At 69.8% G+C, this 25876-nt stretch carries 20 protein-coding genes and 1 pseudogene; 12 read left to right on the forward strand and 9 right to left on the reverse strand.

Going from position 1 to position 25876, the window contains the following annotated elements; genetic code table 11:
• The first annotated feature begins 57 nt into the window (after positions 1-57).
• Positions 58-1218 carry an enolase C-terminal domain-like protein gene (locus AB0910_RS06245; RefSeq protein WP_366743358.1) on the forward strand — a complete coding sequence of 387 codons (1161 nt, stop codon included), beginning with the start codon at positions 58-60 and terminating at the stop codon, positions 1216-1218.
• Positions 1219-1537: 319 nt separating this feature from the next.
• Positions 1538-1747 (forward strand): hypothetical protein, encoded by a 210-nt coding sequence (locus AB0910_RS06250; RefSeq protein WP_366743359.1) that lies wholly within the window; start codon positions 1538-1540, stop codon positions 1745-1747.
• On the opposite strand, the gene AB0910_RS06255 is transcribed toward AB0910_RS06250, so the two are convergent.
• Positions 1734-2717 (reverse strand): AraC family transcriptional regulator, encoded by a 984-nt coding sequence (locus tag AB0910_RS06255; protein WP_366743360.1) that lies wholly within the window; start codon positions 2715-2717, stop codon positions 1734-1736. The genes AB0910_RS06250 and AB0910_RS06255 overlap by 14 nt on opposite strands.
• Before the next feature lie 69 nt (positions 2718-2786).
• On the opposite strand from AB0910_RS06255, the gene AB0910_RS06260 reads away from it, so the two are divergent.
• The 4 genes and pseudogenes from AB0910_RS06260 to AB0910_RS06275 form a co-directional block, all read left to right on the forward strand.
• Positions 2787-3389, forward strand: coding sequence for a type 1 glutamine amidotransferase domain-containing protein (locus AB0910_RS06260; protein WP_366743361.1), 603 nt, complete (start codon positions 2787-2789; stop codon positions 3387-3389).
• Positions 3382-4332: an SDR family NAD(P)-dependent oxidoreductase gene (locus AB0910_RS06265; protein WP_366743362.1), complete on the forward strand. Its 951-nt coding sequence runs from the start codon at positions 3382-3384 to the stop codon at positions 4330-4332. The genes AB0910_RS06260 and AB0910_RS06265 overlap by 8 nt, the downstream gene beginning before the upstream one ends.
• Positions 4333-4489: 157 nt before the next feature.
• On the forward strand, positions 4490-5482 hold the full coding sequence (locus AB0910_RS06270; RefSeq protein WP_366743363.1) for an NADPH:quinone oxidoreductase family protein: 993 nt from the start codon (positions 4490-4492) through the stop codon (positions 5480-5482).
• Positions 5483-5622: 140 nt separating this feature from the next.
• A pseudogene (locus tag AB0910_RS06275) lies at positions 5623-5871 on the forward strand (IS5/IS1182 family transposase); the annotation flags it as partial.
• 367 nt (positions 5872-6238) lie between these two features.
• Here AB0910_RS06275 and AB0910_RS06280 read toward each other — a convergent pair.
• The 4 genes from AB0910_RS06280 to AB0910_RS06295 are packed head-to-tail and all read right to left on the reverse strand — an operon-like array spanning position 6239 to position 14927.
• Positions 6239-8980: a DUF3962 domain-containing protein gene (locus tag AB0910_RS06280; protein WP_366743364.1), complete on the reverse strand. Its 2742-nt coding sequence runs from the start codon at positions 8978-8980 to the stop codon at positions 6239-6241.
• Positions 8981-9011: 31 nt separating this feature from the next.
• On the reverse strand, positions 9012-12521 hold the full coding sequence (locus tag AB0910_RS06285; RefSeq protein WP_366743365.1) for a hypothetical protein: 3510 nt from the start codon (positions 12519-12521) through the stop codon (positions 9012-9014).
• Positions 12514-13599, reverse strand: coding sequence for a hypothetical protein (locus AB0910_RS06290; protein WP_366743366.1), 1086 nt, complete (start codon positions 13597-13599; stop codon positions 12514-12516). Before AB0910_RS06290 ends, AB0910_RS06285 begins: the two co-directional genes overlap by 8 nt.
• Before the next feature lie 56 nt (positions 13600-13655).
• Entirely contained in the window at positions 13656-14927 is a 1272-nt protein-coding gene (locus AB0910_RS06295) for a PD-(D/E)XK nuclease family protein (RefSeq protein WP_366743367.1), read from the reverse strand.
• A 330-nt stretch (positions 14928-15257) separates the two neighbouring features.
• Here AB0910_RS06295 and AB0910_RS06300 point away from each other — a divergent pair, with 330 nt between their 5' ends.
• A complete protein-coding gene (locus AB0910_RS06300; protein WP_366743368.1) occupies positions 15258-16160 on the forward strand; it encodes a serine/threonine-protein kinase in 903 nt (300 codons plus the stop codon).
• Between the two features lie 30 nt (positions 16161-16190).
• Here AB0910_RS06300 and AB0910_RS06305 read toward each other — a convergent pair whose 3' ends face one another.
• Positions 16191-18950: a tetratricopeptide repeat protein gene (locus AB0910_RS06305; protein WP_366743369.1), complete on the reverse strand. Its 2760-nt coding sequence runs from the start codon at positions 18948-18950 to the stop codon at positions 16191-16193.
• A gap of 245 nt (positions 18951-19195) precedes the next feature.
• Between AB0910_RS06305 and AB0910_RS06310 the strand changes: the two genes are divergently transcribed.
• From AB0910_RS06310 to AB0910_RS06325, 4 genes are all read left to right on the forward strand, one after another.
• Positions 19196-19354, forward strand: coding sequence for a hypothetical protein (locus tag AB0910_RS06310; RefSeq protein WP_366743370.1), 159 nt, complete (start codon positions 19196-19198; stop codon positions 19352-19354).
• Between the two features lie 304 nt (positions 19355-19658).
• Entirely contained in the window at positions 19659-20426 is a 768-nt protein-coding gene (locus tag AB0910_RS06315) for a hypothetical protein (protein ID WP_366743371.1), read from the forward strand.
• Between the two features lie 35 nt (positions 20427-20461).
• On the forward strand, positions 20462-20698 hold the full coding sequence (locus tag AB0910_RS06320) for a helix-turn-helix domain-containing protein (RefSeq protein ID WP_078992515.1): 237 nt from the start codon (positions 20462-20464) through the stop codon (positions 20696-20698).
• Between the two features lie 632 nt (positions 20699-21330).
• Complete coding sequence (locus AB0910_RS06325) at positions 21331-22548, forward strand: IS110 family transposase (RefSeq protein ID WP_366743372.1); 1218 nt, start codon at positions 21331-21333, stop codon at positions 22546-22548.
• A 135-nt stretch (positions 22549-22683) separates the two neighbouring features.
• Here AB0910_RS06325 and AB0910_RS06330 read toward each other — a convergent pair whose 3' ends face one another.
• From AB0910_RS06330 to AB0910_RS06340, 3 genes are all read right to left on the reverse strand, one after another.
• Complete coding sequence (locus AB0910_RS06330) at positions 22684-23076, reverse strand: Fic family protein (protein ID WP_366743373.1); 393 nt, start codon at positions 23074-23076, stop codon at positions 22684-22686.
• Entirely contained in the window at positions 23073-23267 is a 195-nt protein-coding gene (locus tag AB0910_RS06335) for a ribbon-helix-helix protein, CopG family (protein ID WP_366743374.1), read from the reverse strand. Before AB0910_RS06335 ends, AB0910_RS06330 begins: the two co-directional genes overlap by 4 nt.
• Before the next feature lie 411 nt (positions 23268-23678).
• Positions 23679-25013, reverse strand: coding sequence for a class I SAM-dependent RNA methyltransferase (locus AB0910_RS06340; protein WP_366743375.1), 1335 nt, complete (start codon positions 25011-25013; stop codon positions 23679-23681).
• A 541-nt stretch (positions 25014-25554) separates the two neighbouring features.
• Between AB0910_RS06340 and rpmB the strand changes: the two genes are divergently transcribed.
• Positions 25555-25779: a 50S ribosomal protein L28 gene (gene rpmB / locus AB0910_RS06345; protein WP_030902726.1), complete on the forward strand. Its 225-nt coding sequence runs from the start codon at positions 25555-25557 to the stop codon at positions 25777-25779.
• The last annotated feature ends 97 nt before the right edge of the window (positions 25780-25876 follow it).

Raw genomic sequence — 25876 nt, forward strand, 5'->3', positions numbered from 1 at the left:
GCCCGGCACGACAGCCGGTGGGACACCCGGCACGACAGCGAGAACAGGAGCGACGGCGTGAACGCAACGACATCCGCGGCAGCGGCCCCGGCAGGCGGCGGGGGCGCGGACACCATCAGGCGCATCGAGATCCGGGTCTGCCGCGGCGACAGCGCCCCTGACGACGTGCGCGCCTCGTCGGCGCTCCCCGGGGGGAGCCGTCCGCCGTTCGTGGTGCTCACCCTGGAGACCGGGGACGGGGTGACCGGCACGTCGTTCGCCTTCTCCACCTTCAACCCGCGCGCCGCGGGCGAGGCGATGGTGCCGGTCAAGCAGTTCTTCCTCGGCCGCGACGTCTTCGAGCGGGAGCGCGCGCAGTACGACTTCCGCCGCTTCGACCGCAGTTGGACGCTGTCGCCCATCTACGCCTACGGCCCCTTCGACAACGCCAGCTGGGACATCATCGGCAAGAAGGCAGGCAGGTCGGTGTCCCGGCTGCTCGGCCGGGCGCGCGACACCGTCCCGGTGTACGTCAGCTCGATGTTCCTGCCGCAGGGCGAGGACGCCTACGTCGCGCAGGCGTGCGAGGCCAAGGCGGCCGGCTTCCGCGGCTACAAGATCCACCCCGGCGGCCGGCTCGACGAGGACCTCGCCGTCTACGCGGCGGTCCGCGAGGAGGTCGGGCCCGACTTCGCCCTCATGGTCGACCCGGTCGGCGCCTACACCTACGCGGAGGCGCTGACCGCGGGGCGCGCGCTCGAACGGCTGGGCTACCGCTGGCTGGAGGAACCGGTCCACGACGTCGACTGGCTGAGCCAGCAGAAGCTGACGGCCGCCCTGGACATCCCCGTCGTCGGTACCGAGACGCTCGCCGGCGGCCACCGCGGCACCTCGCAGGCGATCGCCCAGGGCCTCGTCGACGCCGTGCGCACCGACGTGTCCTGGCGCGGCGGCATCACCGACGTCATGAAGACCGCGTCCCTGGCCGACGCGTTCGGCATGCGCTGCGAACTGCACACGTGCGTCTACCACGCGCTCGACCTGGTGAACCTCCAGTGCGTCTCGGCGCTCACGAACTGCACGTACCTGGAGCTGCTCTACCCGCTGGCGGACAACGACTTCGGCCTGGCGCACGGCATCGACATCGTCGACGGCCACGCGGCCGTCCCGGACGCACCGGGCCTCGGCATCGCGTACGACTGGGACTTCATCGACGACCGCACCGTGACCGTCCTCTGACCGGCCCCCGCCGGTTCAGCGCTCGCATCCTCGGCAGGACCGCGGCTCAGCGCCGCTACTTGACCGGTTCGAGGATCGCGACACACTCCGCGTGATGTGTCATCGGAAACATGTCTCACGAAGCAAGGCTGAAGGTGGACCACCCGGGCCGTCCTGCCCGGTATGCGCGAGCGCGGCGGCGGCCGCATCCTGATCCTGCAGGTCTCCTCCCCCGGTGGCGTCGTCGCCTACCCGTCGCTCGGCCTCTACCACGCCTCCACGTGTCCTGGAAGCACTGAGCCGGTCGCTCGCCGCCGAGGTCACCGCCTACACCGTCCACGTGACGCTCATCGAGCCCGTCGTCTTCCACACCGGCCTCATGGCCTCCTCCCCGCAGGCCCGCCGGGACGACGCCTACGACCACGCCCGCGAGGCGCTGTTCGCCGGCGCCGCGCACATCCTGCCCGGCCCCGCCGCGGCCCCGGCCCCCTCCCCGCTTCTCGGCGAAGGCGTCTGGCGTGGCCGATGGGTCGCTGTCACGCCTGCCTGATTTGGCGTGCCTTTCTGCGATAGGCGCCGGGTGGTTTGCCCAGTTCGCGTTTGAAGGCGAGGGAGAAGGCTGCTTCGGAGCCGTATCCGACGGAGTCCGCGATGGCGGCGATGGTCTGCTCCGTGGTCGCCAGGCGTTGGGCTCCCATTTCGAGGCGCCAGCGGGTCAGGTACTCGAGAGGTCCTTGTCCCACGGTCCTTTTGAAGCGGGTGGCGAAGGCGGAACGGGAGACGTGGGCGGTGTCGGCCAGGAGCCGCACTGTCCAGTGGTGCGCCGGGTCGGTGTGGATGGCGCGGAGCCCGGTGGCGACGACGGGGTCGTTCAGGCCGTGGAGCCAGCCGGTACCGCCGGTGTGGTGGCTCAAGTGGTGGCGGATCATGTCGATGAGCAGGACGACGGCGAGGTGTTCGGTCACGGGGTTGGCGCCCGGACGGCGGGTGCGGGTCTCGTGGTCGATGCGGGTCAGCACATGGGGGGCCATCGAGGCGCCGTCGGCGTGGGCGGGCAGGTGGATGACGGGCGGGAGGGCGTCCAGCAGCAGGGTGCGGGCCTGTCGGCCGAAGGTGAAGCTGCTGCCCACCAGCCGCGCGGTGACCGGCTGCGTGGGAGGACCGGTCACCGCGGCGTCGTCGCGGGTGGCGCGGAAGAGGGGTGAGGCGGCCTGCGCGGGCAGGTGCGGCACGGTGGAGAGGGTGAACTCCTGGGGCCTGGTCAGCAGGAACGTGTCACCTGCGCGCAGAGTGAGCGGGTGCTCCAGTACGTCCGAGGTGAGGTAGCAGGAGCCCTCGAGTACGGCGTTGAACTTCGCCCCCGCGGGCGGAGGAAAGCGCAGGGACCACTCCCCCCGCCCGGTGAGTGTGGCGGCGCGCTCCGCCCGTGCCCCGATGAGGGCGAGAACATCCTCTAGAGGGTCGACGGTATCGGGGAGATCCGCGCCATATGGACGATCTATATGATCCACGGTACTCATGATAGCCAGAAGCCTAATCGGAGGCGCCTACCGTGGACAAGTCAAGAGAAAGACGCGAAGGAGCAAGCCATGACAGACGCCGCCACCGACCGTCCCGCCGACAACCGTGCGGCCGTCCCTCCCGCCGTGCCCTCCAAGGGGCGCGTCGCGGTGCTGACCGCCGACGTGGTCGAGGACGTCGAGTTCTTCTACCCGTACTACCGCTTCACCGAGGCCGGGTACGAGGTCGAGGTGATCACCCCGTCCGGTGGGGAGCTGACCGCGGCCCGCGGGATGAAACTCCAGCAGACCACCGCGCTCTCGGCTGTCGACCCGGCCGACTACCTCATGTTGTACGTGCCCGGCGGACACGCCCCGCTGGAACTGCGTGAACTGCCCGCCGCTCTCGATTTCGTGCGGGCGTTCGCCGCCGCGGGCAAGCCCGTCGGGCTGGTCTGCCACGGCCCGCAGGTCCTGGTCAGCGCGGGCCTGGCCGACGGGCGGCGGCTGACCTCGTGGTACGGCGTCGCCGAGGAGGTCACGGCAGCAGGCGGCACCTGGGTCGACGAGGCCGTGGTCCACGACGGCCCGTTCTTCACCGCCCGCAAGCCCGGCGACCTGCCGGCCGAGATGCACGCCATCATCGAGCACCTGAGCCGAGCGACCCGGACGGCGGGTGTGGGCAATGCCTGAGCTGCTCAGCACCCCGTTCGGGCCGAAGGCCACCGCAGACGACGTAATCGCCGGAGTCGACCTGGCGGGGAAGAGGATGCTGGTGACGGGGGGCGCGTCCGGGATCGGAGCCGAGACCGCCGCCGCGCTGGCGCGGGCCGGCGCCGAGGTGACCGTCGCGGTCCGCGACCCGGCGGCCGCTGCCGCGCTCACCGACCGCGCGCACCACGAGGAATGGACCGGGCAGGTCCGGGTCTGTCGGCTCGACCTCGCCGATCTCGCCACCGTCCACGAGCTGGCCCGCAGTTGGGAGGGGCCCCTGCACGCCCTGGTGGCCAACGCCGGCGTCATGGCCCTGCCCCACCTCAGTCGCAGCCCCGAAGGCTGGGAGATGCAACTGGCGACCAACCACCTCGGGCACTTCGCCCTGGCCACCGGCCTCCTGCCTGCCCTGCGGCAGGCCGGGGCGGCGCGGATCGTCGCCGTCAGCTCCGGCGCCCACCGCCCGCACCCGTTCGACTTCGACGACCCCCACTTCGAGCGCACCCCCTACGACCGCTGGGTCGCCTACGGCCGCTCCAAGACCGCCGACGTGCTGATGGCCGTGGGCATCGCCCGCAGATGGGCCGACGACGGGATCACCGCCAACGCGCTCATGCCCGGCTGGATCAACTCCGGACTGTCGCGCCACCTCGACCTGCAGACCCTGCAAGCGATGGGAGCCGCCGACGAGAACGGCAACCGTATCGACCAGCCCCACTACAAGAACCCCCGCCAGGGAGCGGCCACGAGCGTCCTGCTCGCCGCCTCACCCCTCCTGGAAGGAGTCAGCGGCCGCTACTTCGAAGACAACCAGGAATCACCCGTCACGATCGACGGCGCCGGGGACGGCGTCGCCGCGCACGCCCTCGACCCCGGCAACGCCGACCGCCTGTGGGGCCTCGCCCAGGCGGCACTGCGATGATCCCCGCACGCCGGCCGGCCTTCGGCGCCCGTCCCCGAGCCCAACCGGCGCAGCGCTCGCATGAGTGAATCAGGTCAGGCGGCAGGATCCTGCATCACTGGCGCTTTAGGCGCGGCCGCGTGAATACCGAATCGCAAACCATCAAGGTGGGAGTGACATGTTTACTGGTCGTGCGTGGCGTGTGGTGAGGTTCGGTGAGCCGAAGGATGCGGCCGAGCTACAGGAGATGACGTGGGCTGAACCGCCGGCCGGACAGGTCCTCATCCGGGTGCGGACCGCGGGGGCCGGATTCCCGGACCTCATGATGACGGGCGGCCACTTTCCCCTGCTGGGTGCCCCTCCCTTCGGTCTTGGTGAAGAGGCAGCAGGAGAGGTCGTCGCCGTGGCACCGGGTTCGCGATTCTCGGTCGGTGACCACATCACTGGCATTACCGCGTTCCTGCAAGGGTGGGGCGGGTATGCCGAATACGCATACGTCCGCGAGAATTCCGCGATCCGGATTCCCGACGGCATGACGGACGAGCAGGCAGGCGGGTTCCCCATCGGCTTCCGTACCGCTTATGCGGGGCTTGTCGAGCGAGCCCCTGTGCAGTCCGGGCAGACCCTCCTCATCCTCGGCGCCGCCGGCAGCAGCGGCGCTACCGCTCTGCAACTCGGCAAGGCTCTCGGCGCGACGGTCATCGCCGTCGCGGGCAGCCGCGAGAAAACCGAATTCTGCATCGGGCTCGGCGCGGACCATGTGGTGAACCGTCGAACGGACGATTTGACGGCCCGGATCGCCGAGATCACCGGCGGGCAGGGTGTGGACCTGATCTACGATCCAGTGGGCGGCGACACGGCGGCCACCGCGGTGAAGAGCCTGGCACGTAACGGGCGTATCGCCATGATCGGCCTCGCGAGCGGCGCACCGGTCGCACTTGATCCGATGGACATGGTGGTGCGCAACTATGCAGCCGTTGGCGTACTGGCGACTCCGAACGAGGACCCGGAGGCGGAGGCCCTGGTATGGAGCCGTCTGGCCGACCTGGCGGCCAAGGCCGCGATCACGACACCGGTGGGCCGGGTGCACGACTTTGAGGAGGTGCCTTGGATGATTGCCCAACAGAGCGCCCCGGGGCCGGGGAAGTCTGTGGTCCGGGTGGCCTCCTGAACCTGGGGCCGTGCTCCCTTCCTGGCCGCCCTCGCCCCAGCTTGGCCGACGCGGACGTGCGTGACGTGGCCTCTCCGCAACCGCCGGCGCTGGTTGAGCCGGCCGCGGAGCCGCGTGCGCAGGGCTTCATCCGACACAGCCTGCGCCGTCGGGGCATCCGCCACACCATCCCGGAGAAGACCGACAGCCAGACCGCCCGCCGCAAAGGATCACGCGGCGGGCGGCCATCCGGCTTCGACAAGCAGCGCTACAAGAAACACAACACCGCAGAGCGGGCCATCAACAAACTGAAACAGTCGCGGACCGTGGCCACGCGATACGACAAACGCGGCTACGTCTGCCTCGGCCCCGTCACCGCCGGGGCCCTCGTCATCTGGCTCCGCACCTGACCGACCGGACAGACCCCACAGCTCAGCGCCGCTTCTTGACCGGCTCCAGGATCGCCACGCACTCCATGTGGCGGGTCATCGGAAGCATGTCACCCGGGTGGGCCCAGAGAAAACCGCAGGTCAGGTGAAGTCTCTCGTCTCCGCCTTGGAGCCACCAGGCGCGAAGAGCGTCGAACGAGCGTCACGGCGGAGAAAACAATGACGCCCAGTGCCCCCAGCAAGGAGTGCACCAGACGTCGTCCACCGTGGTCAGGTGCAGGCTTCGGCACCCGCACGAGGGAAGCATCGATTCTTAGCGGCGTCGATCGTTTGGACCGTCTCATGCAGGCGGCACCTCGCTCAGGAAGCGGATGACGTACTCCGCCGCTTACTTCGTTCCGGCCACCGGAAGCACGTACTCACCGGCGAGACGCGCCCAGTGCAGCGGGAGAGGCCGGGCGAGCGGCGGGTAGTCGTCGTGGTAACGCAGCTGGTGCGTGAGCGTTGCCCACTCCGCCGGCCGGTCGGGCGGGTCACCCGCACGCCCCGAGTCCGTCAGCGCCTTCTCCGACAGACAGCCGAGCACCGTGATCTCCAGTTGCCCGGGGTTCCACGCGGTCTTCCCGGGCGCTGTCCGGCCCTGTGCCGTGGGCACCAGCTTCATGAGCCCCTTCGGCAGTTTCGCCACCGTGTGCGGCTTCGAGGCCGTACTCGCGAAGACACGGCCCTCCGTATCCGCCGTCCCCCACACACCTTCAGCGAAGCCGACCCCATCCTCGGTGTCGTGGGCGTACCACTCCGCCACTTCACCCCGGGCGTTGGCGTCCCGTACGAGCAGCACCCGCAGGTCGTGGCCGTAGAGCGTGTGCCGCTGAGCGGGTTCGGCCCCGAAGCCGAGCGTGTCGCGGTCCAGTGCACCGTTGCGCAGGCCAGGCCAGCACTGGCGCAGATTGCCGGCGTCCGCCAGCAGCAGCGTCGGGCGGTCGCGGAGCTGGAAGAGCAGTGCCCGGATCTGCCGCTCGGTCTCCCGCTGCCTGTCCTGTTCCACGCCCGGGCGGGCAGCGGGCTGGGATCCTCCCGGGGCTGCCGAGTCATCGACGAACTTCCCCGTGCCGGTCTCCTTCCCGCCGCTCGCCGCCGGTCCCCCTGCCTGGGAGAGCAGCAGCAACAGCCTTGGATACGGCACCCATTCGGCTCGTTCTGCATCCCACCCCTCGATGACGCCCGGTCCGTCCCCGGGGCGCACCCGCACCGCCACCAGCCGGTGGACGGGGCATCGCGTTGGCCCCTTCCTGGTGTGGCGTACGAGCCAGAGCGCCGCGTACTGAAGGTCGCCCGGAATGCCGGCTCCCACCCGATGGGCGGGCGGGCTGATCGCGCCCAGCTGCCGGAAGGCGTCCAGCCAGGCCCATCTGGCCCGGTGTTCCAGAGCGCTGTCGGTGTCGTCGGGCGAGTTCACGAACTGGGTCAGCCGTCCCTGCCGTGCCCAGGCGATGCGCAGCGCGTGCTTGGGGTCGGAGTCCGGGACGGCAGCGAAGCGCTCCTTGCCGGCGATCTCCGTGATCACGACTCCGGTCCCGCCGAGGAGCGGGTCCGCCCGGTCCGCGACGAGCCCGCAGCGCCCTTCGATGGCCTCGGCCAGCCGGACGGCCCTGAGGCGCCCGCGGGCTCGGGTGGCCGGCAGGGCGTCAGCCAAGGGTCCCGCGGGCCTGGCCCGGACGCGGATGTCGACCCCCTCGCACTGCCACTGCCAGGTTTCCCCGTCGGCTGACGGCACTTGCTGCCCGGCGGGAAGACCAATGAGCTTGGGCAGCTCGGCGAGCAGTGCCGCACGGGTTTCCGGGGACTGCCAGAAGACGTCGATCTCCAGGGGGCAGCCGTTCAGTGCGCGTGTCAGCGCCACCCGCCGTTGCAGAGCCAGCTGGGCGTCGCGGACGCCCGGGACGCGCCGGGCGCCGGAACGGGGCAGCAGGGAGGGTGTGTTGCTCCGGGAGACGCGCGTGAGGTCGGGCACCCGGCTCAGCAGGGGGCGCAGACCTTCCTCGACCCAGGCGTCCAGATCCGCCCGCTCCCGTGGCATCAGCCCGGGTCCGACCTCGTGCGGGCCGATCGACGGGTGGTAGACGATGCCGGCGGCCACATCCCCGGAACCGTTGATCCAGCGTTCGGGGTCGGAGAAGAGCGCTTCGGGCCGGGGATAGTTGCGCACGATGTCCAGCTCGGGCACGAGCGGTGCGGGGCTGTGCCGGCGCCAGGCCAGTTCCTTCGACCGCCGGTCGTAACCCAGCGTGTTCACCATCAGCCGGTGGCCCCGGTCCGGCCCTTCCGGCCACGGCAGTGGAGCGTCGAGCAGGACGGTCGTACCGCCGAGCTGGTGGGGACATACGTCCAGTCGGGTGACCCACCGGCGTACCTGGGTGGACACATGGACACGGAACCGCGGGGCGAACGGCACTGTGTGGACGGTGATGGTGAGGCAGGCCGAGTAGTACCAGGTCTGCCGTCGGCGCTCGTATCGCTGAGGCGGCCAAGAGACAAGTCGCGCGCCGTCACCCGAGCTCTCGACGCGGAAGTGGAGTGTGATGCCGCCCGTGCGGAACGTCCGGGCGGCCAGCCGGAAGGCGATCCACTCGGGCAGCAGGCTGTAGAGTCGCGCGGCGGGTTCGGCGGTTCCGCCCGCCGAGAGCACGCTCTCGGCGAGGTCGACCGGTTCCGTCTCCCAGTGGGGCAGACGTACCGTCTCGGCCGGGTCACCGGCACGGAGCCTCTCCTCGAGATCGGCACCCTCCGAGTCGTCGTCCTCCCGGTGCATTCCCGCCGCCCAAGCTCCTACCACCGGGGCCAGCACACCCGGCGGGACGGCTTCCCGCGCGTAGAGCCACGGCAGACGGCCATCCGTCCCGGCGTTGCGGCCGGTCGCGATGACGCCTGGCGCCATCGCCTGAAGCAGGGAGTTGAGCCTGCGCACGGGGAGCCGGTGGGGGTGGACGGAGTTCTTGTTCGCCTCGGCATGCATCCCGGTGAGCTCGGCGTGCACGTCCTCGCCGAGCCGCAGCACTTTCATCTCCTCCCGCCAGGGTCCGTGGAGCGGGTCGGGTTCGTAGGCCGCAACGCGAATGTGGTGGTACACGGAATTACCTCCTGGGACAGGGGTTCGGCGCTTACGGATGGGCGGGTACGGCGGCAAGCAGGCGGGTGAGCATGCTGCGCAGTGGCGCGTACAGGGCGCGGACGATGAACTGCTCCTCCGCGGCCGTCGTACCGCCGTCGAAATACGGGTCCAGGACGGCGAGGACGCTGTGCAGCAGACTGGATTCGGGGGTGTCGGGCCGCGCCGGCACGGCGCCGCGGTTGGGGGCGAAGGCGGCGTCGACGAAGACCACCCGGGCCGGTACGCCACCGCGTACCAGTCGCCCGATCACCTGCCACAACAGGACCAGCATGTCCCAGGTGACCTGTTCCCGTACATCGTCGTGGAGACGGCTCCACGCCATCGAACGGGCGAGTACCTGGTACCAGTACGAACGGGCGAGGCGGCGGAACTCCTCCGCTCCTTCCTCGACGGTGGGTTTTCCCTGTACCAGGGTGGCGAAGTCACCGCCGGTGACGGCGCGGACGACCCAGTCGTTGACGGCATTGACGGCCAGGTGGAGGTCCTCTGGGTGCGGATGGGGCCGTGCCAGGAAGTAGACCGTGCCGATGGCCGCCTCGTCGTCCTCGTTGAGGATGTTGTGGCCGCGTTCCAGCGCGAGCAAGGGCGCCACCAGGATGTCCGCCTCGAGGTCCTTCAGGTGCTCGACGTCGCCCCGGCGCAGTGATCGGGCGTGGTAGGCGGACGGCGCCTCGTCCTCCGCGGTGATCTCCTCGTCGTCCGACACCAGGCACAGCACCTTGTTGCGCCAGCGGACGTTGAGGTTGTGCAGTGTGTCGGCCACCACACGTGCCTCGGCATAGCTGCCGACCAGCAGAAGGATCTGGTCGCGCCCTGGAGGAAGAGAGAGCAACTCCTGCTGGAGCGGACCACCTTCACTGACCTCGTACTCGTCTCCGCCCTCACCAAGATGGCACGCGATGCGGCGCAACTTCTCCGGGCGGTCGTCCGGATGGGTTCCCGACATGCGCAGTTTCTCGTCGCCGTCGTCGATGAACTCGAAGCGCATAGAGCTCTCGTTGGCGATGCGTTCGGTCACCTTTGCCGGCGGTTCGATGACCACACCGACCGGGACGCAGACGTGGTAGCGGCTGGACGCGCCCGCCCAGCTGCTGCCCGACATGAGCAGCAAGTGGGCACCGGGCCTGCCGTCGACGGAGGTGAGATCGGGGATGGCGCGCAGCAGCTCGCGTCCGATGCCGCTGCACCGGAAGAAGGTCAGTTCGCCACTGCGGACTCCGCCCTTGTCCTCACCCGGGACCCGGAACTGGAAGCCGAGCACATTGCCCATCGGGGCCTCGGGCACCATCGGGCCGTAGTCAAGCGGCCGGCGGTACATCGTGTTGAAGCCCAGGCTGAGGGCGGCCTCGACGCGGGGCCACATGGCGTCGATCATGGCGAGCCGTGGTTCCAGGGCGCTGAGCAACAGTGTGAACTCGAAGCGCTCCGCGAGTTGCTTCCGCCATTCCTCGGGAGTCTGGGGCGGAGGCTTGGACTTCCTGCGGCGTCCGCGCTTCTTCTCTTGTTCCTCCTCCTCGCGCCGCCACTCGTCGTACATCTCTTGGTACTTCCGCTGCCGGACAGCCATGTACTTCGGGTCGATGGCGAAGACCTCGTCCATGACCTCGGTGAGGCGGCGCCGAGTGTTCTCCGGGTTGCCGGTGTGGAGCAGTTCGTTGAGGAGGGCGGTCAGTCGGCTGAAGTCCTCCTCCGTCCTACGGAGACGGTCACCAAACGGATTGTCCCGGAACGCGTCGAGCAGTTTCCCGAGAGCCTCGCGGGGGGCGTGATAAGGGTGATCCTGACCGCTGTCGTCGGGGAGTTCGTAGCGTTCGTCGAGAAGCCCCAGCTGGAGCGTCCAGGCGCTGAAGTAGCCCGTCCGCACCCACTTGCGCAGCTCGTACCCGGCGACGAGCATCGCGTACAGCCGGTCGGTGGCCGCGCCCGCGGTGTTGAGGGCAGCGGCGAAGGTCTCGACGTCCCGTTCAGAGAGCTGGGTGCGTCCGCCGGCCGCGAGTTCCCGGATCTTGTGCCGGCTCAGCTGGTCGATGAGGCCCTTGTCCTCGTCGCTGGCGAGGACCACAGCGGGGGCGAAAGTCTGATCGAGCTGCATCTGGACGCGGTCGGCCTCATCGATGATTACGAGGTCACTACGGCGGCAGGCGAGTTCGAGGAAGCGGATGCGCTCGCCGTTCTGAGGGCGGGGCGGCGAGGCGTCGATCAGTCCGGCCGGCGTGGCCACCCAGATCAGGGCGCCGACCAGGGTCCGAGCTCCATGGTGCCGGGGACAGGCAGACCAGTACGGGCAGCTCGTCACCCTCTTCTGCCACTCGGAGCGCCGTCCGTCGCTCGGGTCACGCCGCAGGGCCGAGGGGGGCCGGAGCCGAGTGCAAGGTGCCTCACCGTAGGCGAGTGGTTCGGTCGTTGACGTGGCGCCCTGCCGTCTGACGTTGAGCAGGCAGGATGTGCCGAGGTAGGCGAAGGCGGGGTCGTCGTGGGCGAGCAGTCGGTGCTCGCCCCGGCCCGCCAGCCGACGGTGCAACCGCTGGGCGTGCCGCTGACGGCCCGAGGAGCCGAGCACGGGTGCGGCGGCGCCGTCGGTGTAGAGGTCGTAGAGCCGGACGAGCTTCAGCACCTCCGCTACATCGGTGACGACGATGGTGGTGCGCTTGCCCAGCTTGGCGAGATGGACGGCGATGATGTCGCGCAGTGTGCTCTTGCCGGCGCCGACGATGCCGAGCAGGTGCTGGATGCCGTCGACCGTGAAGGCGAAGTCCTCGTCCTTCCTCGCCTTGTGGAAGGTTCCGTTTTCCTTGGTGGACAGGTCGAACGACCGTAGCCGCTCCAGCCACCGTGGAGCCCGGCCCTTGCCGAAGCGAGCGTGCTGGGTGTCCATCTCCGCCGCCGTGCGCTCCAGGCTCTCCCTGGTGAAGCTCAAGGGCTCGCCGCCGCCGGCCGGTTCCAGGTCCATGTCGTGGGCGACGAGGGGGATGCGGGGAACGGGCGGCAGGTCGACGACGGCCATAGTGCGACTGACGGGGAAGGCGTGCGGGCCCTGGCCCGCGACCGGCAGGCGCCTGCCCGCCAGCGGCGGTGCGGCACGCAGCAGTTGTTCGTAGACGGAGAAGCGGTCGCCGGCGACGGAGAGGTCGCGGTGGGCAGCGGGTGTCTCGGCGTCCGGTACGTCGTAGGCGCGCACCCTGGGGTCGAACCTCTGGTATGTGTCCAGCGCCTCGAGCCAGGTACGGCTCCGGCGCAGCGTCCACAGTGAGTACCTGGCGATACGCAGGGTCTTCGCCGCATCGGATGGCAGCGGTGCCCGGTGCGCCTCGGCGAACCCGTACCCGCTGAACAGCACCCAGGCGCTGCCCGCGGGGCTGCCCGGCATCATTTTCTGCTGGAGGTACAGGCCGAGTTCGACCTGGCAGAGAGCTTCCAGCGCGGGCTGGGGCACGGAGGACCCCAGAAATGCTTTGAGCGCGTTGAACACGTCGGTCAAGGGCGGGGTGAGGCTACGCATCGTCCTTCTCCTCTTGCCAGGCCTGTCCCAGGTCGGGCACAAGGTCCATGGGGGTGGTGAGCACCAGCCGGTCCCGCAGGAGCACGGGAAGGGCGTCGGTGAAGGCCTGCCGGTAGCCATCCCGTCCGGCGAGCGCGTCGGGGACCACGACGAGGGTGCGGTCCGCGAGGGGTGTGTTGTCGGTGAGATGGGCTGCGAGGAGCGCCGGCTGCAGGCGGTCGTACACCTGGATGTCCACGATGCGGGGGCCGGTGTCCCTGAACCGGTAGGCGGGCAGAAGACCAGGCAGGGTCTCGTACGCGACTCCGGCGCGCTCCAGTGCCTCCCGGGCTGCTTCGTCGATGCGGTGCGGCAATACGAGGTACCACCGCAGCGAGCGCTGCAGGATCCACACCTGATCCGGCTCACGGATGAGCCGCGGAGGGGCGTCGCGCGGGCAGTCCTCCCCCTCGCACCAGAATTCCGCGCCGGTGCCGCACGGTCCGGGTACGGGCACGGCACTGTCCCGGGGCAACGCGGGGAGCCTGCACAAGGGGCAGTACAGGAAGTCTCCGTCGACGAGCAGGCACTCGGGCAACGGACCGTAGAGGTTCTTGACCCGGCTCCAGACCGCCCTGTTCCAACCCGGCGCGAAGCGGTCCTGCTGGTGGACGACCGGGTGACGCGCCAGGAACGCCCTGCATTGCCGGTAGCGCTCCTCCGTTCCACTCCGCGCGTGCAGGTCCCCGAGGAGCGCGCGGGCGTGTCCTGCCACGCCTCCGTCCGGTCCGTGCGAGGCCACCTCGAGACACGACCGGGTCGGCATCCGGCCGACCCGGTGCACCAGCGTGGTGCCCGGCGAGACCAGGGAGGAGGGGACCGCGAAGAGTGGGTCGTCGGACGGCCTGGTCCGGCACCACTCCCACAGCTCCGGAAGACTCCTCGGCGGCGCCTCCCCCGCATCGAGGCAGCGCATCACCGTGTGATCCAGCGCCCGCTGGGCGAGGCCGGGATAGGGCAGGGTGAAGGAGCGCAGCCCTTGGACCTCGGAGAGAGCCGCCACCATGCGGGCGAGTTCGCCGAAGAGGTCGCTGCCCACGCCCTCGGGCGCCTCGCCGGCGTCCGGCCGATCGGCCCGGCCGGCCGCCCCCGCCCTCATGCCGCGGCCTCGCTGACGGACGACGCCGTGCACCAGCGGGCCACTTCGCACCGCTCGCAAGAGCGTCCGGGCCGGGCCGCGTACTGGTCGTCCCCGTGCCAGTCGGCCACCATCGCCCGCAGTACCTTCTCGGCGGTGACCCGATTGGCCGGGGCGAAGGGATCGATGATCTCCAAGTCGGCGCCGCCGGGGCGCAGCACCTCCAGCTCGACCCGCGCGCGGAACGGATCACCGCCCAGGTCACCGCGGGCGATCAGCACGACGGCCAGGGCCAACTGCGGATACCTCTCCAGCAGGGGGCGGTCGGACCGCCGATCGGTGACGGAGGTCTTGGTCTCGCGCCACACCCATGACCCGGAATCCCGGTAGAGCAGGTCGGGCGCGGCCAGGACCACCACGTCGGCGGCTGTGTCGTGCCGGACCACCCGGGGCTCGGTCCGCACATCCGTACCGTCCTCGACGTATCGCAGCGGACAGACCGCGGCGTGCCGCCGCAACAGTCGGGCGCCGAGTGCGCGTTCGTGTGCGGGCAAGTCGAATCCCTCCGGTACCCACTCCTCGGGGACCTCGACCGTGCAGGGCCGAGGCGACCCGTGGGCGTGCCGTTCGGCGAGGTAGGCGTGCAGTGCCCGGCCGCGCTCGGCCGTCACCTCGCGTTCGACGGAATCCGCCGTGGGCAGGTGCAGCCGACGCATATGGTCACGCGCCGGGCAGGCTCGGTAGGCCCGCCCGTTGGTGACCGACCAGGAGCGGCGGGGCCGGTCGTGCGCCTCGATGCCCAGCAGCCCGGGCGCTGTGCGCAGGGCCGGGCACTCCGACAGGTAGGGACATCCGCCACAGGCGGACCCCGGGCGGTATTCCCGTCCGTCCAGTACGCCGGCCAGGGCAGCGGGGCCGTGCTCGCGGTACCGGGCGCGCGCCTCTTCCCGGCTTCCCGCGAAGAGTTCCCGCGTACGGCCGTCGAAGAGCGCGAACTCCACGATGCGTACGTGCTCCGGCGGTGGTCCGGGGGCGCCCTCGGCCAGCACCAGGGCGACGGCCGCGGTGAACCCGTCGGGCGGCAGGTCCCGCAGGCGGTGCACGGGCAGACGAAGCTCGCGGTAGGCACCGTCGGGGGAGGCCAGGCAGCGGCCCCACACGGTGAGGCGGTACTCCTGGGCGTCGCGCGGGTCGGGACCGGACGGCCGGTAGCGGTACGTCCACGGCTCGGGCACCTCGTGCAGGGCGCGTTCCGGGTCGAGGGGGAATGCCGCTTCGTACAACGTCACGCCGTGCTCCGACCAGGTCCGCAGACCGTCGTGCAAGGGCCCGGTACGTGTCCGGGGCGGGTGGCCGGCAGGCCTCGAACGGATGTCACAGGCAGCCATGAAGGGGCCCAGAGCGAAGTGCTCCAACCGCTCACGGCGCCGCGGTACAGGGTCGGTGGTGTGGTAGCCGCGGGTCTTGAGAGCGTCAGCGGCGGGGCATCGGAACTCTCCCCCCTTGAACATTCCGGCGGATACCGTGATGACGTCGGACGCGCGGGTCACCCCGTCGGGGGGCAGCCATGGCTGTGACATTTCATGCTCCATTTCCGTACAGAGGAAAGGTGGATGGCCGTGAGGGAGATCGAGGAGGTCGGCGATGTGGAGAGGCGCTACGAAGTGCTGGACATGGTCGGCGACGGCGGCCAAGGCGACCTTTTCCTCGGGCGTGACCGCAACAGCGGGCAGAAGGTGGCGTTGAAGCTTCAGAAGGCCCGGGACCTCGGACCGGAGAGCGATTTCCACTGGGCCGGCGATGAACTCCTCAAAGAGGGATCACGCATGATGATGCTGACGGGAATCCAGGCGATTCCCGAAGTCATCGCCAAGGGGACACACCGGCGACGCCGGTGTCTGGTCATGGAATTTGTCGAAGGGCACCAACTGCAGAAGGTCCTGTCGGCGGCCCTGCCCGTTAAGGATCCTGGGACCGTTGCGGCCGTCCTCGGCCAACTGTGCGAAATTCTGGCAGAAGTCCACGACCGGAATCTGGTGCACTGCGATCTCAAGCCCGAGAACGTCATCGTGCAGCCGGACGGCCGTCTCCGGCTCATTGACATGGGCCACGCGGTCGTGGCGGATCAGGAGACGGAATACGCACGCGGCACGCGCGGCTGGGCCTCCCCCGAGCAGTCTGACGCGTGCCCGTCAGGTCTGACGCGGCAAGCGGACATCTTCGCACTCGGCTGCATCCTGCTGGAGATGACCGTGATGCGCCTGCCATACGGCGGACAGGACGAGCGGGCGGAAGAGGGCATCCCGGTGCTGCCGGCCGACCGGCTCGCCAAACTACCCCCGGAGTTCGCTTCCCTGGCGCTGTGGATGGTCCGGTGGAAGGCGGCGGAGCGCCCCGCGGATGTCCGTGAAGTGTTCGATCGGCTCCGCTGCTATCTACCCCAGCTCGGCTCGCAACGGCCATCGAAGCCCCTGCGCCCGGACCCGACCGAGTACTACCGCACGCGTTCGCCCCGACTTTGACGGTGAACCGACGGCCGCCGACCGGGCGGGTCACCTCAGCCCTTCCAGCCGCTCTCGGACCTCCCGCACCCCCTCACCGTCCATCAGCTCACGCAGCACGATGACTCTCTCCAGCTCCCGCACCGCCGCGTCGGTGTCGCCGGCGGACACCAGGACCTCAGCGAAGAGCATCCGTACCTTGTCCTCGTTGGGCCAGTTCTCCTGTTCGCGGTAGATGTCGGAGGCCTGCCGGTACAGGGTGATGGCCTCGTCCCGTTCGGAACGGGCCAGGTGCACCTTGGCCAGGGTGAACAGCACATCGGCCAGGCCGCTGCGCTCCGTCGTGCGCTCCACCACGCCCAGGGCGTCGGCGCACCGACGGAGCGCCTGCTCGTGCTCGCGCCGGTCGAGGTCGATCGCGCCGAGAACGTTCAGAACAGCCGCCTCCCCGACCCGGTCGGACACCTCCCGGCACAACTCCAGCGCGCGGCCGAGCGCTTCCTCCGCTCCCGTCCGGTCGCCCTGCTTGCGCAGGGTGAGTCCGAGCCGGTGCAGCGTACGGGCCAGACTCAGCCGGCCTTCCGTGCTGCGGTCCTCCTCGCTGAGCCGGACGGCCCTGCGCAGGTTGCCCACAGCCAAGTCGTACTCACCGAGCCGCCAGTGGGTCCCTGCCAGCGACCGGTAGACCATGGCGCAATCGACCGGGCCGGCAACGGTTTCCGCCGCCTCGGCGGCGCACCGGAGGTTCTGCCGCGCATCATCGAGCAGGCGACGGCGCCACTGGTAGATGACCAGGGCCATCGGAAGCAGCCACACGTACCGGTCGATACACCGATTGATCGCTAAGCGAATGCCTCGCTGGACGGCCGGGTACTCCTCGTCCAGGAACGCCATCGCCTCCGCGAGGTCCGCGGGGTCGGTGACCCTGACCGCTCCGGGCTCGCCGGTGGGCAGGGGGTGTTCGCGGTCGAGCATCCGGTCACAGGCTCGGACGTTGTGCAGCTGGTGTTCCAGCACCTGCCGTACGGTCGCCCGCTCGATCTCCGCGTTCTCTCCGTCCAACACCGGCCGCACGTGCCGAAGGGCGAAGGCCCGCACGAGGTCGTGCAGCCCGTAGCGGTCGCCGTGATGTTCCACTAGGTTCGCCGCCACGAGGTCCACCAGGGCCCGGTCGGTACGCGTCCCTTCCTCCACCGCCCGTCCCAGATCCATCACAGCCTTCCAGGAAGCGCTGGGCCCGGGGTGGACGGCGAGCTGCCACAGCAGCAGTCGGGCTTCCTCATTCAGCACGCGCACGGAGCAGTTGAGTGCTGCGCGGACCGACAGTTCGTGCTCGGGCAGGTCCAGGGTGTCCAACATCGCCCGCTTGCGCTCCTCCTTCATCTCTTGCACCAGGAGAGGGAGGGTGTGCAGCGGACGCGCACCACCTTCCAGGAGCCGGGCCACCACCACAAGGGCCAGCGGCAGTCGGCCACACAGGTCGACAAGTTCGCTGAAGGCCATGGCGTGCTTGGCCCGGTCCTCGGCCGACACTTTCTCTTGGAGCACCTCCAGCGCGTCCGCCTCGTGCAGTGGCTCCATCTTGCGGAACAGCACCTTTCTCTCGGACTGCAGCCGCAAGAGGTCGTTACGACTGGTGACGATAACAGCGCAGGTACCGTCTCCGGGAAGCAGCGGCAGCACCTGCTGGGCGCTGAGCGCGTCGTCGAGGACGATGAGCACCGACCGGTGGGCCAGCGCCGACCGCAGCGCGTTGCTCTTGCTCTCCGTTCCGGTCACCGTGGTGTAGGGCGGTAGCGCGGCCAGAAAGCCGTCCAGGACCTCGTCCGGTTCGGCGGGCCTCACGTCTCCGTCGGCGAATCCGTTCAGTTCGCTGCGCAGCACCCCGTCGGGAAACCGCTCCCGCAGCCGACCGGCGAGGTTCTCGGCCACCGTGGTCTTCCCGACACCCGCCATGCCGCTGATCAGGACCAGCGCCAGGTTGCCGGCATCCTGTTCCTCGCACACGGCCTCGAAGAGGTCGCCGATCAGCTCGTCCTGCCCGATCGGCTTGCGCCTGCCGCCGGGCAACTGGTCGGGAACGGGGGGCAGGAGCACCCCGCCCGGCCGGTGGCTCTCTCCCCGGACCTGGTCAATGGCGCTCTGTACATCGACATCCGCTTTTCCGTTGCGCTTCTCCCACTTCTTGATGAGCCGCTCACGTCGGGACTCCGGCAGGTCTGCGTGGGCGAGCAGGTAGAATCGGAATATCTGGGATAATTCAGGCGCGCGCTCGAACCATTTCTCCGTCTCCTCGCGCAGCCATTTGACCTCCCTGGACTTGTACGCTGCGTCCAGCCGCGCGTACACGGCGGCCATCAACTCGGCCCGTAGCTCCTCCCGACGCAGGTGGAAGCCGGTCTCGGACAGTCCGTGCAGCGGTTCGTCCTCGTCGTCCCACTCCTCCAAGGCCGCACCGAGCAGCTCGAACTGCGCTTTGCTGGTCAGCCCCTCAGCCTGCTTCACCTTTTCGCGAAAACGGAGCAGGTCGACGTCTCCCACTGGCACGCGGAGCGTGCAGTAACCCGACTTGCCGCTATGGGGCACGGACTCCTGGCCCAGCCGCTTCCGCAGGTCGGCGACGACGCGGTTAACCAGATCGCCGACGTCCTCGACGCCCTCCCAGAGGACTTCGGCTATGTCCTTCCTCTTACATCGGCAGTCCGGCGAGGTCACCAGGAGCGCGAACAGGGCCGCCACCTTCGACCCTTCGACCACCCTCCTGCCGCCGCCCCCTTCGGCTCGCACCGGGCCCAGCACGTACCCCTCCATCGCCCTCCCCCTCACCGCGCCGCAGTCAGTGATCCGGCCCCTCGCCGACGCTCCTTCATCTGTGCGCCGCGCTGTGCCACTTCACACGCGTTTGCTTCTTCACGCCCCCCGGGGACTCAGTTATCCCTCAGTTTTCGCTCTGCGGCCCCGCTTCGCCCCCGGGCACGATGGCACCAGCCGCTCACAGAAGCACGAAACGGCGGCTTAATCATCCATCGACTCATCAGAGAGGAACCGCGAACCCGATGAACAGCCGTCAGCGCAACCGCCGGGCAGCCCGTCTGCGCCAGTCCCCCGACTGGCCGCCGAGCCGCCGCCGGCGGGCGGCCGTCCGGACCGAGGACACCACCCCGGCGAGCCCGCCCACCGAGGCGCCGGGCACCTCGTCCTCCGAGACCGCCTGAGCGCAACAGCTCGTGGGTGCCCGTTCTGTACGGGCACCCACCAGCCTCGCGAACTTCGTCACCGGCGAGCTCGCGGCGTGGCCGCCGTGCTTGTTACACGCTCGTGGTCAAAGGCGGCGTTACCTGGTCGAGAAGACCACTACCGCATGCTCACGCCTCAAAGTAAGGCTGGTGGGACTCGTCTCCGCTTGACGCGGATATGAGGCGGTACGTCCCCACCACAGGACCCACCTCGTCCAGCTCCTCGGTATCTCCAGCACCTCCGGACTCAGATTTCCGCAGTCCGAAGAGAGGACATTTACTGATGTATCCACCGCACAGCAGTGCGTTCGCCTCGGTGAGGCGGCACTTCGACGATCCCCGGACCAGTGACGCGGTCTTCGTGCTCGTCCCCACGGACGCCGGCGAGGCTGATCCGGTCCGGCTGACCGCCGCCGAGACGCACGAGGCCTTGTACGGCCCCGGCTCTGACCCGCAGTTCGCCACCGCGGTCTGGAAGGAGGTCATCCGCAGGGCGCAGAGCGACCTGACTTCAGACAGCACGGGGAAACTCCTGGCGATCTGGCTGGCCCTGCCTCGATTGACCGGAACGGTCCACCGGGTCTGCACGCGCCTGCGGGCTGACCGGTCGGACGTGGAGGCCGAGATGGTCCTGGCTCTCCTGGAGAAACTGGCGGATCGGGACGGCGCGAGCTGTCTCAACGACTCCTCCCTGCTGCATGCGGCGCGCACCAGGGCGTGGCATCTCGCCCGGGAAGGGCTGCGGGAGCTTCCCTCCACCCAGATCGAACGCATCACCGAGGAGCGCGCTCTCACTGCGCCCGGCGAGGAGGCGGACGCTCCGGCGGCGGAGAGCCTGGACGTACGGGTCGACCGTCCAGACGGCCCGGACGGGCTGTGCGCACCGCTGCGTTTCCGGGTCCGCCCGGAGCATCTACGCCGACAGGGAATCTTCATCGACACCGACGACGGATCGCAGGACCGTTCGGCTGGTCACAGCCCCGGGAAGAGGCGACGGCCCGGGCGCCGCGCGGACACCCGGCCGGTCCGCCCTGCGGGAAGGCGAGGGTGAAGGGCCCGGCAGAGGCCCGCCTCAGTTTCACGGAGATGTTCGACCTGCCCGTCGCAGTGGACCTGCGCACGGCGGCCCGAGCACTCGGAATCGGCTCGACGACCGCGTACCGGCTGATCCGCGAGCACGAGTTCCCCTGCCCCGTCCTCCGCATCGGACGTAGGTACAGGATTCCGACCAACGAGCTGATGCGCGCCCTGGGGATCGAGGACCGCCCGCTGTACAGCGTGGACCCGGAAGAGGACACGGACGATCCGAGCGTCGGCTTCTGACGGTAACCGCCGTGCGGCTCCGTGGCATCCGCCACGGAGCCGCACGGCCCTGCCTCCTAAGACGGGCCGTTCGCCGCCGACGTGCGCCGCACGGTTCTCCACGGCTGCTCGGCAATCGGAGGGCGAAGAAATGCCCTCCTTCTTCGCTGCGCGGTTCGGCGGGCGACAGCCCGCGCGCGTCGGCCACTTCGTGGACCCGCCGGCGATCACCGACTCGAGCTACGGCGAGCACGCCCGTCAACCCCGAACTTGCCGGTGAGCCGTCGACGCACGCTTCGGCGCCCGCGTCATGATCGCGGCGCCCGGCCGGGGTGCGGATCTGAACGGCCCGGCGGCCCAGCCCTACGCAGCGCTCGAACGAACGGGTCAGCCCCCGTTATCTTTTTCGCGGTCCTGCAAGAGGGCCGCTGGCCTCCGGGCCCGGCATGACTGTGTCCCCCTGTCGAAGGCATGACCTGGGGGGGGTCACCGGGCCCGGGAGGTGTCCGTCGGAGACGCTGATCAGAGGTCCGGCCACCGCCTGGTCCGGCGCAACGCCGGGCGGTCCGCGGGCGGCAGGTCTGCATAACGTGGATGCGCGAGCACGACACCACTGCCGAGGCCGGCACCGTCAACCCCCTGGAAAGGGCGCAGTGTTCGACACCGAAGACGTGGGCGGGTTCCTCGGCCTGGACGTCGGCAAGAGCAATCATCACGGCCACGGGCTGACCCCGGCCGGCAAGAAAGTCTTCGACAAGCAGCTGCCCAACAGCGAGCCGAAGCTGCGGGCCGTCTTCGACAAGCTGACCGAGAAGTTCGGGACCGTGCTGGTGATCGTGGACCAGCCCGCCTCGATCGGAGCCCTCCCGCTGACCGTGGCCCGGGACGCGGGCTGCCACGTCGCCTACCTGCCCGGGCTCGCCATGCGGCGGATCGCCGACCTCTACCCGGGTGAGGCCAAGACCGACGCAAAGGACGCGGCTGTGATCACGGACGCCGCCCGCACGATGCCCCACACCCTGCGCTCGCTTGAACTCACCGACGAGATCACCGCCGAGCTGACCGTGCTCGTCGGCTTCGACCAGGACCTCGCGGCCGAGGCCACCCGCACCAGCAACCGGATACGCGGCCTGCTCACGCAATTCCACCCCTCGCTGGAGCGTGCCCTGGGCCCTCGCCTCGACCACCAGGCCGTCACCTGGCTCCTGGAGCGTCACGGCTCCCCGGCCGCCCTGCGCAAGGCCGGCCGCCGCCGACTCGTCGAACTGATCCGGCCCAAGGCGCCACGCATGGCCCAGCGGCTGATCGACGACGTCTTCGACGCCCTCGACGAACAGACCGTCATCGTCCCGGGCACCGCCACCCTCGACATCGTCATGCCCTCCCTGGCCGCCTCGCTCACCACCGTCCACACCCAGCGCCGGGCCATGGAAGCCCAGATCAACGCCCTCCTGGAGGCCCACCCTCTTTCCCCGGTCCTGACGTCGATGCCCGGCGTCGGCGTCAGGACCGCCGCCGTCCTGCTGGTCACCGTCGGCGACGGCACCAGCTTCCCCACCGCCGCCCACCTCGCCTCCTACGCCGGTCTGGCCCCGGCCACGAAGTCCTCCGGGATCTCGATCCACAGCGAACACGCACCCCGAGGCGGAAACCGCCAGCTCAAACGAGCCATGTTCCTCTCCGCCTTCGCCTGCATGAACGCCGACCCCGCCTCCCGCACCTACTACGACAAGCAACGAACCCGCGGCAAAACCCACACCCAGGCCCTCCTCCGCCTCGCCCGCCACCGCATCAGCGTCCTGTTCGCCATGCTCCGCGACGGCACCTTCTACGAACCCCGCATCCCCAAGGACGTCGAACTCACCGCATGACCCCACCCAGCTAAACCACCCCAAACCCAACCCGGGCGCCTTGACGAAAGACATAGAGGCACCCCCCGGCGGACTGCCAGGAGCCAGCACCGCTCCCAGAACCTCGTTCCGTCCCGTACTCCGCGACGTCGAACGTCAGGAAACGGGGAACCAGGCCGACAGACGCTTGGCAATAGCCGGAACATCGATGTTGTCCTGCGCGACTTCTTCGACGAACGGGCCTGCGATGGAGACGGGCGGCGGGACGGTACTGGCGCTGACGCCGTTGAACCGCAGGAAGACGCGCATGGCGAGCCAGGCGGTGCGCTTGTTGCCGTCGATCAGCGCGTGATTGCGAGCGACGGAGTGCAGCAGGGCCGCCGCCTTCCCGTGCAGCGTGGGATACAGCTCGGCCCCGAACACGTTCGTCCGCGGCCGTTCGATCGCTGACACCAAAAGCCCCATGTCACGCACGCTGTGCTCGGTACCGTTGACCGTGCGGGCGATGGCCAAGACCTCGTCAATCTGGAGATAGCGCACTTCGGTCACTTCAGGTAGTCCAGGATCTCCGCATCGCTGTCCATGAGCTCGCTCAGGACGTCGCCAACCTTCAGCTCGGCCCGATTCTGGGCGTCACGGATAGCCTCGATGGCAAGTTCCTGCTTGCTGCGGCCCTCCCGCCGAGCCCGCTCGGTGAGCTTCGCGTCCAGGTCCTCGGGGAGTCGCAGTGTCATCGCCATACAGTCATGATACCGGCCTGGTATCTGAGTGGCGAGGTGATACCAGCCACTCAACACCTCGGACCACGGCACTGCCCTTTGTGGCCGGTCGGGCCGCGCTCTCGGTTCCAAGGTGCGTACGACGAGGTAGCAGCACGCGCCGCCGCTGGCGAGGTGCAGTCGCCCCCCGAACCGGAGTCCTTGCCCCGCACCGACGGCCCCGATCTGCGGCCCAGGGCCGGAGAGGTCCGAGGTTGAGGCTTCCGATATTCGAGCGTCAAAGATTCTGCATTGCGCATTGCCACGTCGCCGCGAGACCCACGCCGACCTTTGAACCTGCAGCTCAGAGCGTTCTGCACAAGCGAACCTCAGTCGACGCATTCCGCGAGCGAAAACAGGTCGAGCTAACCACCTGAAATGCAAAGTAGCAGGTCAGCGACCCTTCGCGACCGGCTCCAGGATCGCCACGCACTCCATGTGGTGCGTCATCGGGAAGAGGTCGAAGACGCGGAGGGTGCGGGGGCGGTAGCCGCCCTCCTTGAAGTAGGCGAGGTCGCGGGCGAGGGCCGCCGGGTCGCAGGCCACGTAGGCGATGCGGCGGGCGCCGAGGGTGGTGAGGTGGGCGACCGTCCTGCGGCCTGCGCCCGCGCGGGGCGGGTCGAGGACGATCAGGTCGGTGTCCGTGATGCGGGTGCGCGGCAGGACCTGGTCGACCTTGCCGTGCTCGATGCGGACGCGCGGCATCTCGCGCAGGTTGTGCGCGGCGTCCTCCGCCGCGCGCTTGCCCGACTCGATGCCGAGGACGGCGCCGGTGTCGCCGACGCGTTCCGCGATGGCGCCGGCGAAGAGGCCGACGCCGCAGTACAGATCGAGGGCCGTGTCGCCCTTGCGGGGCAGCAGGCCCTGCATGACCGCGTCCACCAGCATCTGCGGGGCCTGGGGGTGTACCTGCCAGAAGCCGCCTGCGCCGACCCGGTACGTACGGTCGTCGGCGCGCTCGCGCACGAAGTCGCGGCCGTGCACGCGGTGCACGCCCCCGTCGCGCTCCTCGATCCGCAGGACGGAGACGGGCTTGTCGAGTTCGACCAGGGGGAGGCGCCCGCCGGGGCGGGGGGTGAGGACGACCTGGCGGTCGGCAGAGCCGGTCGCCGCGATCGCCTCGACCGTCGCGATGCCGGGCCACGCGCGGCGCTCCACGCCCAGTTCGTCGACGCCGGGCGCGGCGATCATGCAGTGGTCGACGGGCTCGACGTCGTGCGAGCGGTGCCTGCGCAGGCCGGCGCGGCCTTCGGCGTCGATCGCGTACTGGACGCGGGTGCGCCAGGCGGGCACCTCGCCCGCGGGCAGCTTGTCGCCGGGCGCGGGGACGACGGTGCCGTCCCAGCCCGCCTCCTCGGGGGTGAGCCCCGCGAGGCGCGCGAGCTGCTCCGCCACGACCTCGCCCTTGAGCCTGCGCTGCGCGCCGGGCTTGGCGTGCTGCCAGTCGCAGCCGCCGCAGCGGCCGGGGCCCGCGTACGGGCACGGCGCCTCGACGCGGTCCTTGGAGGCGTCGAGGATCTTCACGGCGTCGGCCCGCAGGAAACGTGCCTCCGCGTCGCCCTCGGTGATCCGCGCGACGACCCGCTCGCCGGGCAGCGCGTGCCGTACGAACAGCACCCGGCCCTCGTCCGTGCGCGCGACGCAGTGGCCGCCGTGCGCCACCGGGCCCACCTCGACCTCGTACTCGTCGCCGACGGGTGAGGCGGCGGCGTTCGACTCGGTTGGCATGAGGGGGTGGCTCCAGGGGGTCGGGAGAGGCGGCGGACCGTGACGGGATCGCGCGGGGGACCCGGAGACACGGCAGCGGTCCAGTTTACGTCCCGGCGCGCCGTGCTCCGGTCGCGGTGCCGTACACGTACTCCCCCGCTCCCGCCCGGCGTCCGGCGTGCGTCCCGTGGGCCGCGCCCGGCGGCGGCTCCTGCGGCGCCCGGCTCGGGAAAAGGCGGCGGTGCATCGCGTGGAAAACCGCCTTTCCGGGGTGCGCAATTCCCTTTCGCATTACCCGGGCGCGGGGGCGCGGGCGAATTGAGCGGGCGGGTCATCGGGGCAGTCCCGGCCCGTGTAGCCTGAGGTCGGCCCGGTCGGGTCCTGTCCGGCGGACGGCGCGCACCACCCGCCTGACCAGGCACGACGGGGTGGGCCTCGACAGAGGGACCCGACGATTGAGGGGCTCTGCCTCTGGTAGGGTAGACTACCTTGGCGAAACTTTTGGTGCCTGGCTCGTAATCGGCTGATCGCACCCCCTACCAACACGTGGAGAGAAATTCCAATGTCTCAGCGTTGCGACTTTTGCGACAAGGCACCCGTTTTCGGCAGGACCGTCTCGCGTCTCGGTCGCCAGGCCATCAAGCGCCGCGTGAAGGGCCGCAGCCCCCGCCGCTTCAACCCGAACATCCAGTCGGTGCGCACGGTGGTCAACGGCACCCCCAAGAAGCTGAACGTGTGCACGTCCTGCCTGAAGGCCGGCAAGGCCACGCGCGCCGTGAGTGCCTGACGACTTGACGCGCCGGATGGTCCGCGTGGCCGGTTCGAGCGTCCGTCCGAGATTGGCACCAGGCGCCACCGCGCTTACTCCCCCTGGGAATTGACCG

The organism is Streptomyces sp. NPDC047002 (assembly GCF_040704505.1).
GTDB lineage: Bacteria > Actinomycetota > Actinomycetes > Streptomycetales > Streptomycetaceae > Streptomyces.

Coding starts and splice junctions, on each gene's coding strand:
- AB0910_RS06255 (WP_366743360.1), bottom strand. CDS start 2,717: ATGAGTACCGTGGATCATATAGATCGTCCATATGGCGCGGATCTCCCC.
- AB0910_RS06260 (WP_366743361.1), top strand. CDS start 2,787: ATGACAGACGCCGCCACCGACCGTCCCGCCGACAACCGTGCGGCCGTC.
- AB0910_RS06265 (WP_366743362.1), top strand. CDS start 3,382: ATGCCTGAGCTGCTCAGCACCCCGTTCGGGCCGAAGGCCACCGCAGAC.
- AB0910_RS06270 (WP_366743363.1), top strand. CDS start 4,490: ATGTTTACTGGTCGTGCGTGGCGTGTGGTGAGGTTCGGTGAGCCGAAG.
- AB0910_RS06285 (WP_366743365.1), bottom strand. CDS start 12,521: ATGCGTAGCCTCACCCCGCCCTTGACCGACGTGTTCAACGCGCTCAAA.
- AB0910_RS06305 (WP_366743369.1), bottom strand. CDS start 18,950: ATGGAGGGGTACGTGCTGGGCCCGGTGCGAGCCGAAGGGGGCGGCGGC.
- AB0910_RS06310 (WP_366743370.1), top strand. CDS start 19,196: ATGAACAGCCGTCAGCGCAACCGCCGGGCAGCCCGTCTGCGCCAGTCC.
- AB0910_RS06315 (WP_366743371.1), top strand. CDS start 19,659: ATGTATCCACCGCACAGCAGTGCGTTCGCCTCGGTGAGGCGGCACTTC.
- AB0910_RS06320 (WP_078992515.1), top strand. CDS start 20,462: ATGTTCGACCTGCCCGTCGCAGTGGACCTGCGCACGGCGGCCCGAGCA.
- AB0910_RS06335 (WP_366743374.1), bottom strand. CDS start 23,267: ATGGCGATGACACTGCGACTCCCCGAGGACCTGGACGCGAAGCTCACC.
- AB0910_RS06340 (WP_366743375.1), bottom strand. CDS start 25,013: ATGCCAACCGAGTCGAACGCCGCCGCCTCACCCGTCGGCGACGAGTAC.
- rpmB (WP_030902726.1), top strand. CDS start 25,555: ATGTCTCAGCGTTGCGACTTTTGCGACAAGGCACCCGTTTTCGGCAGG.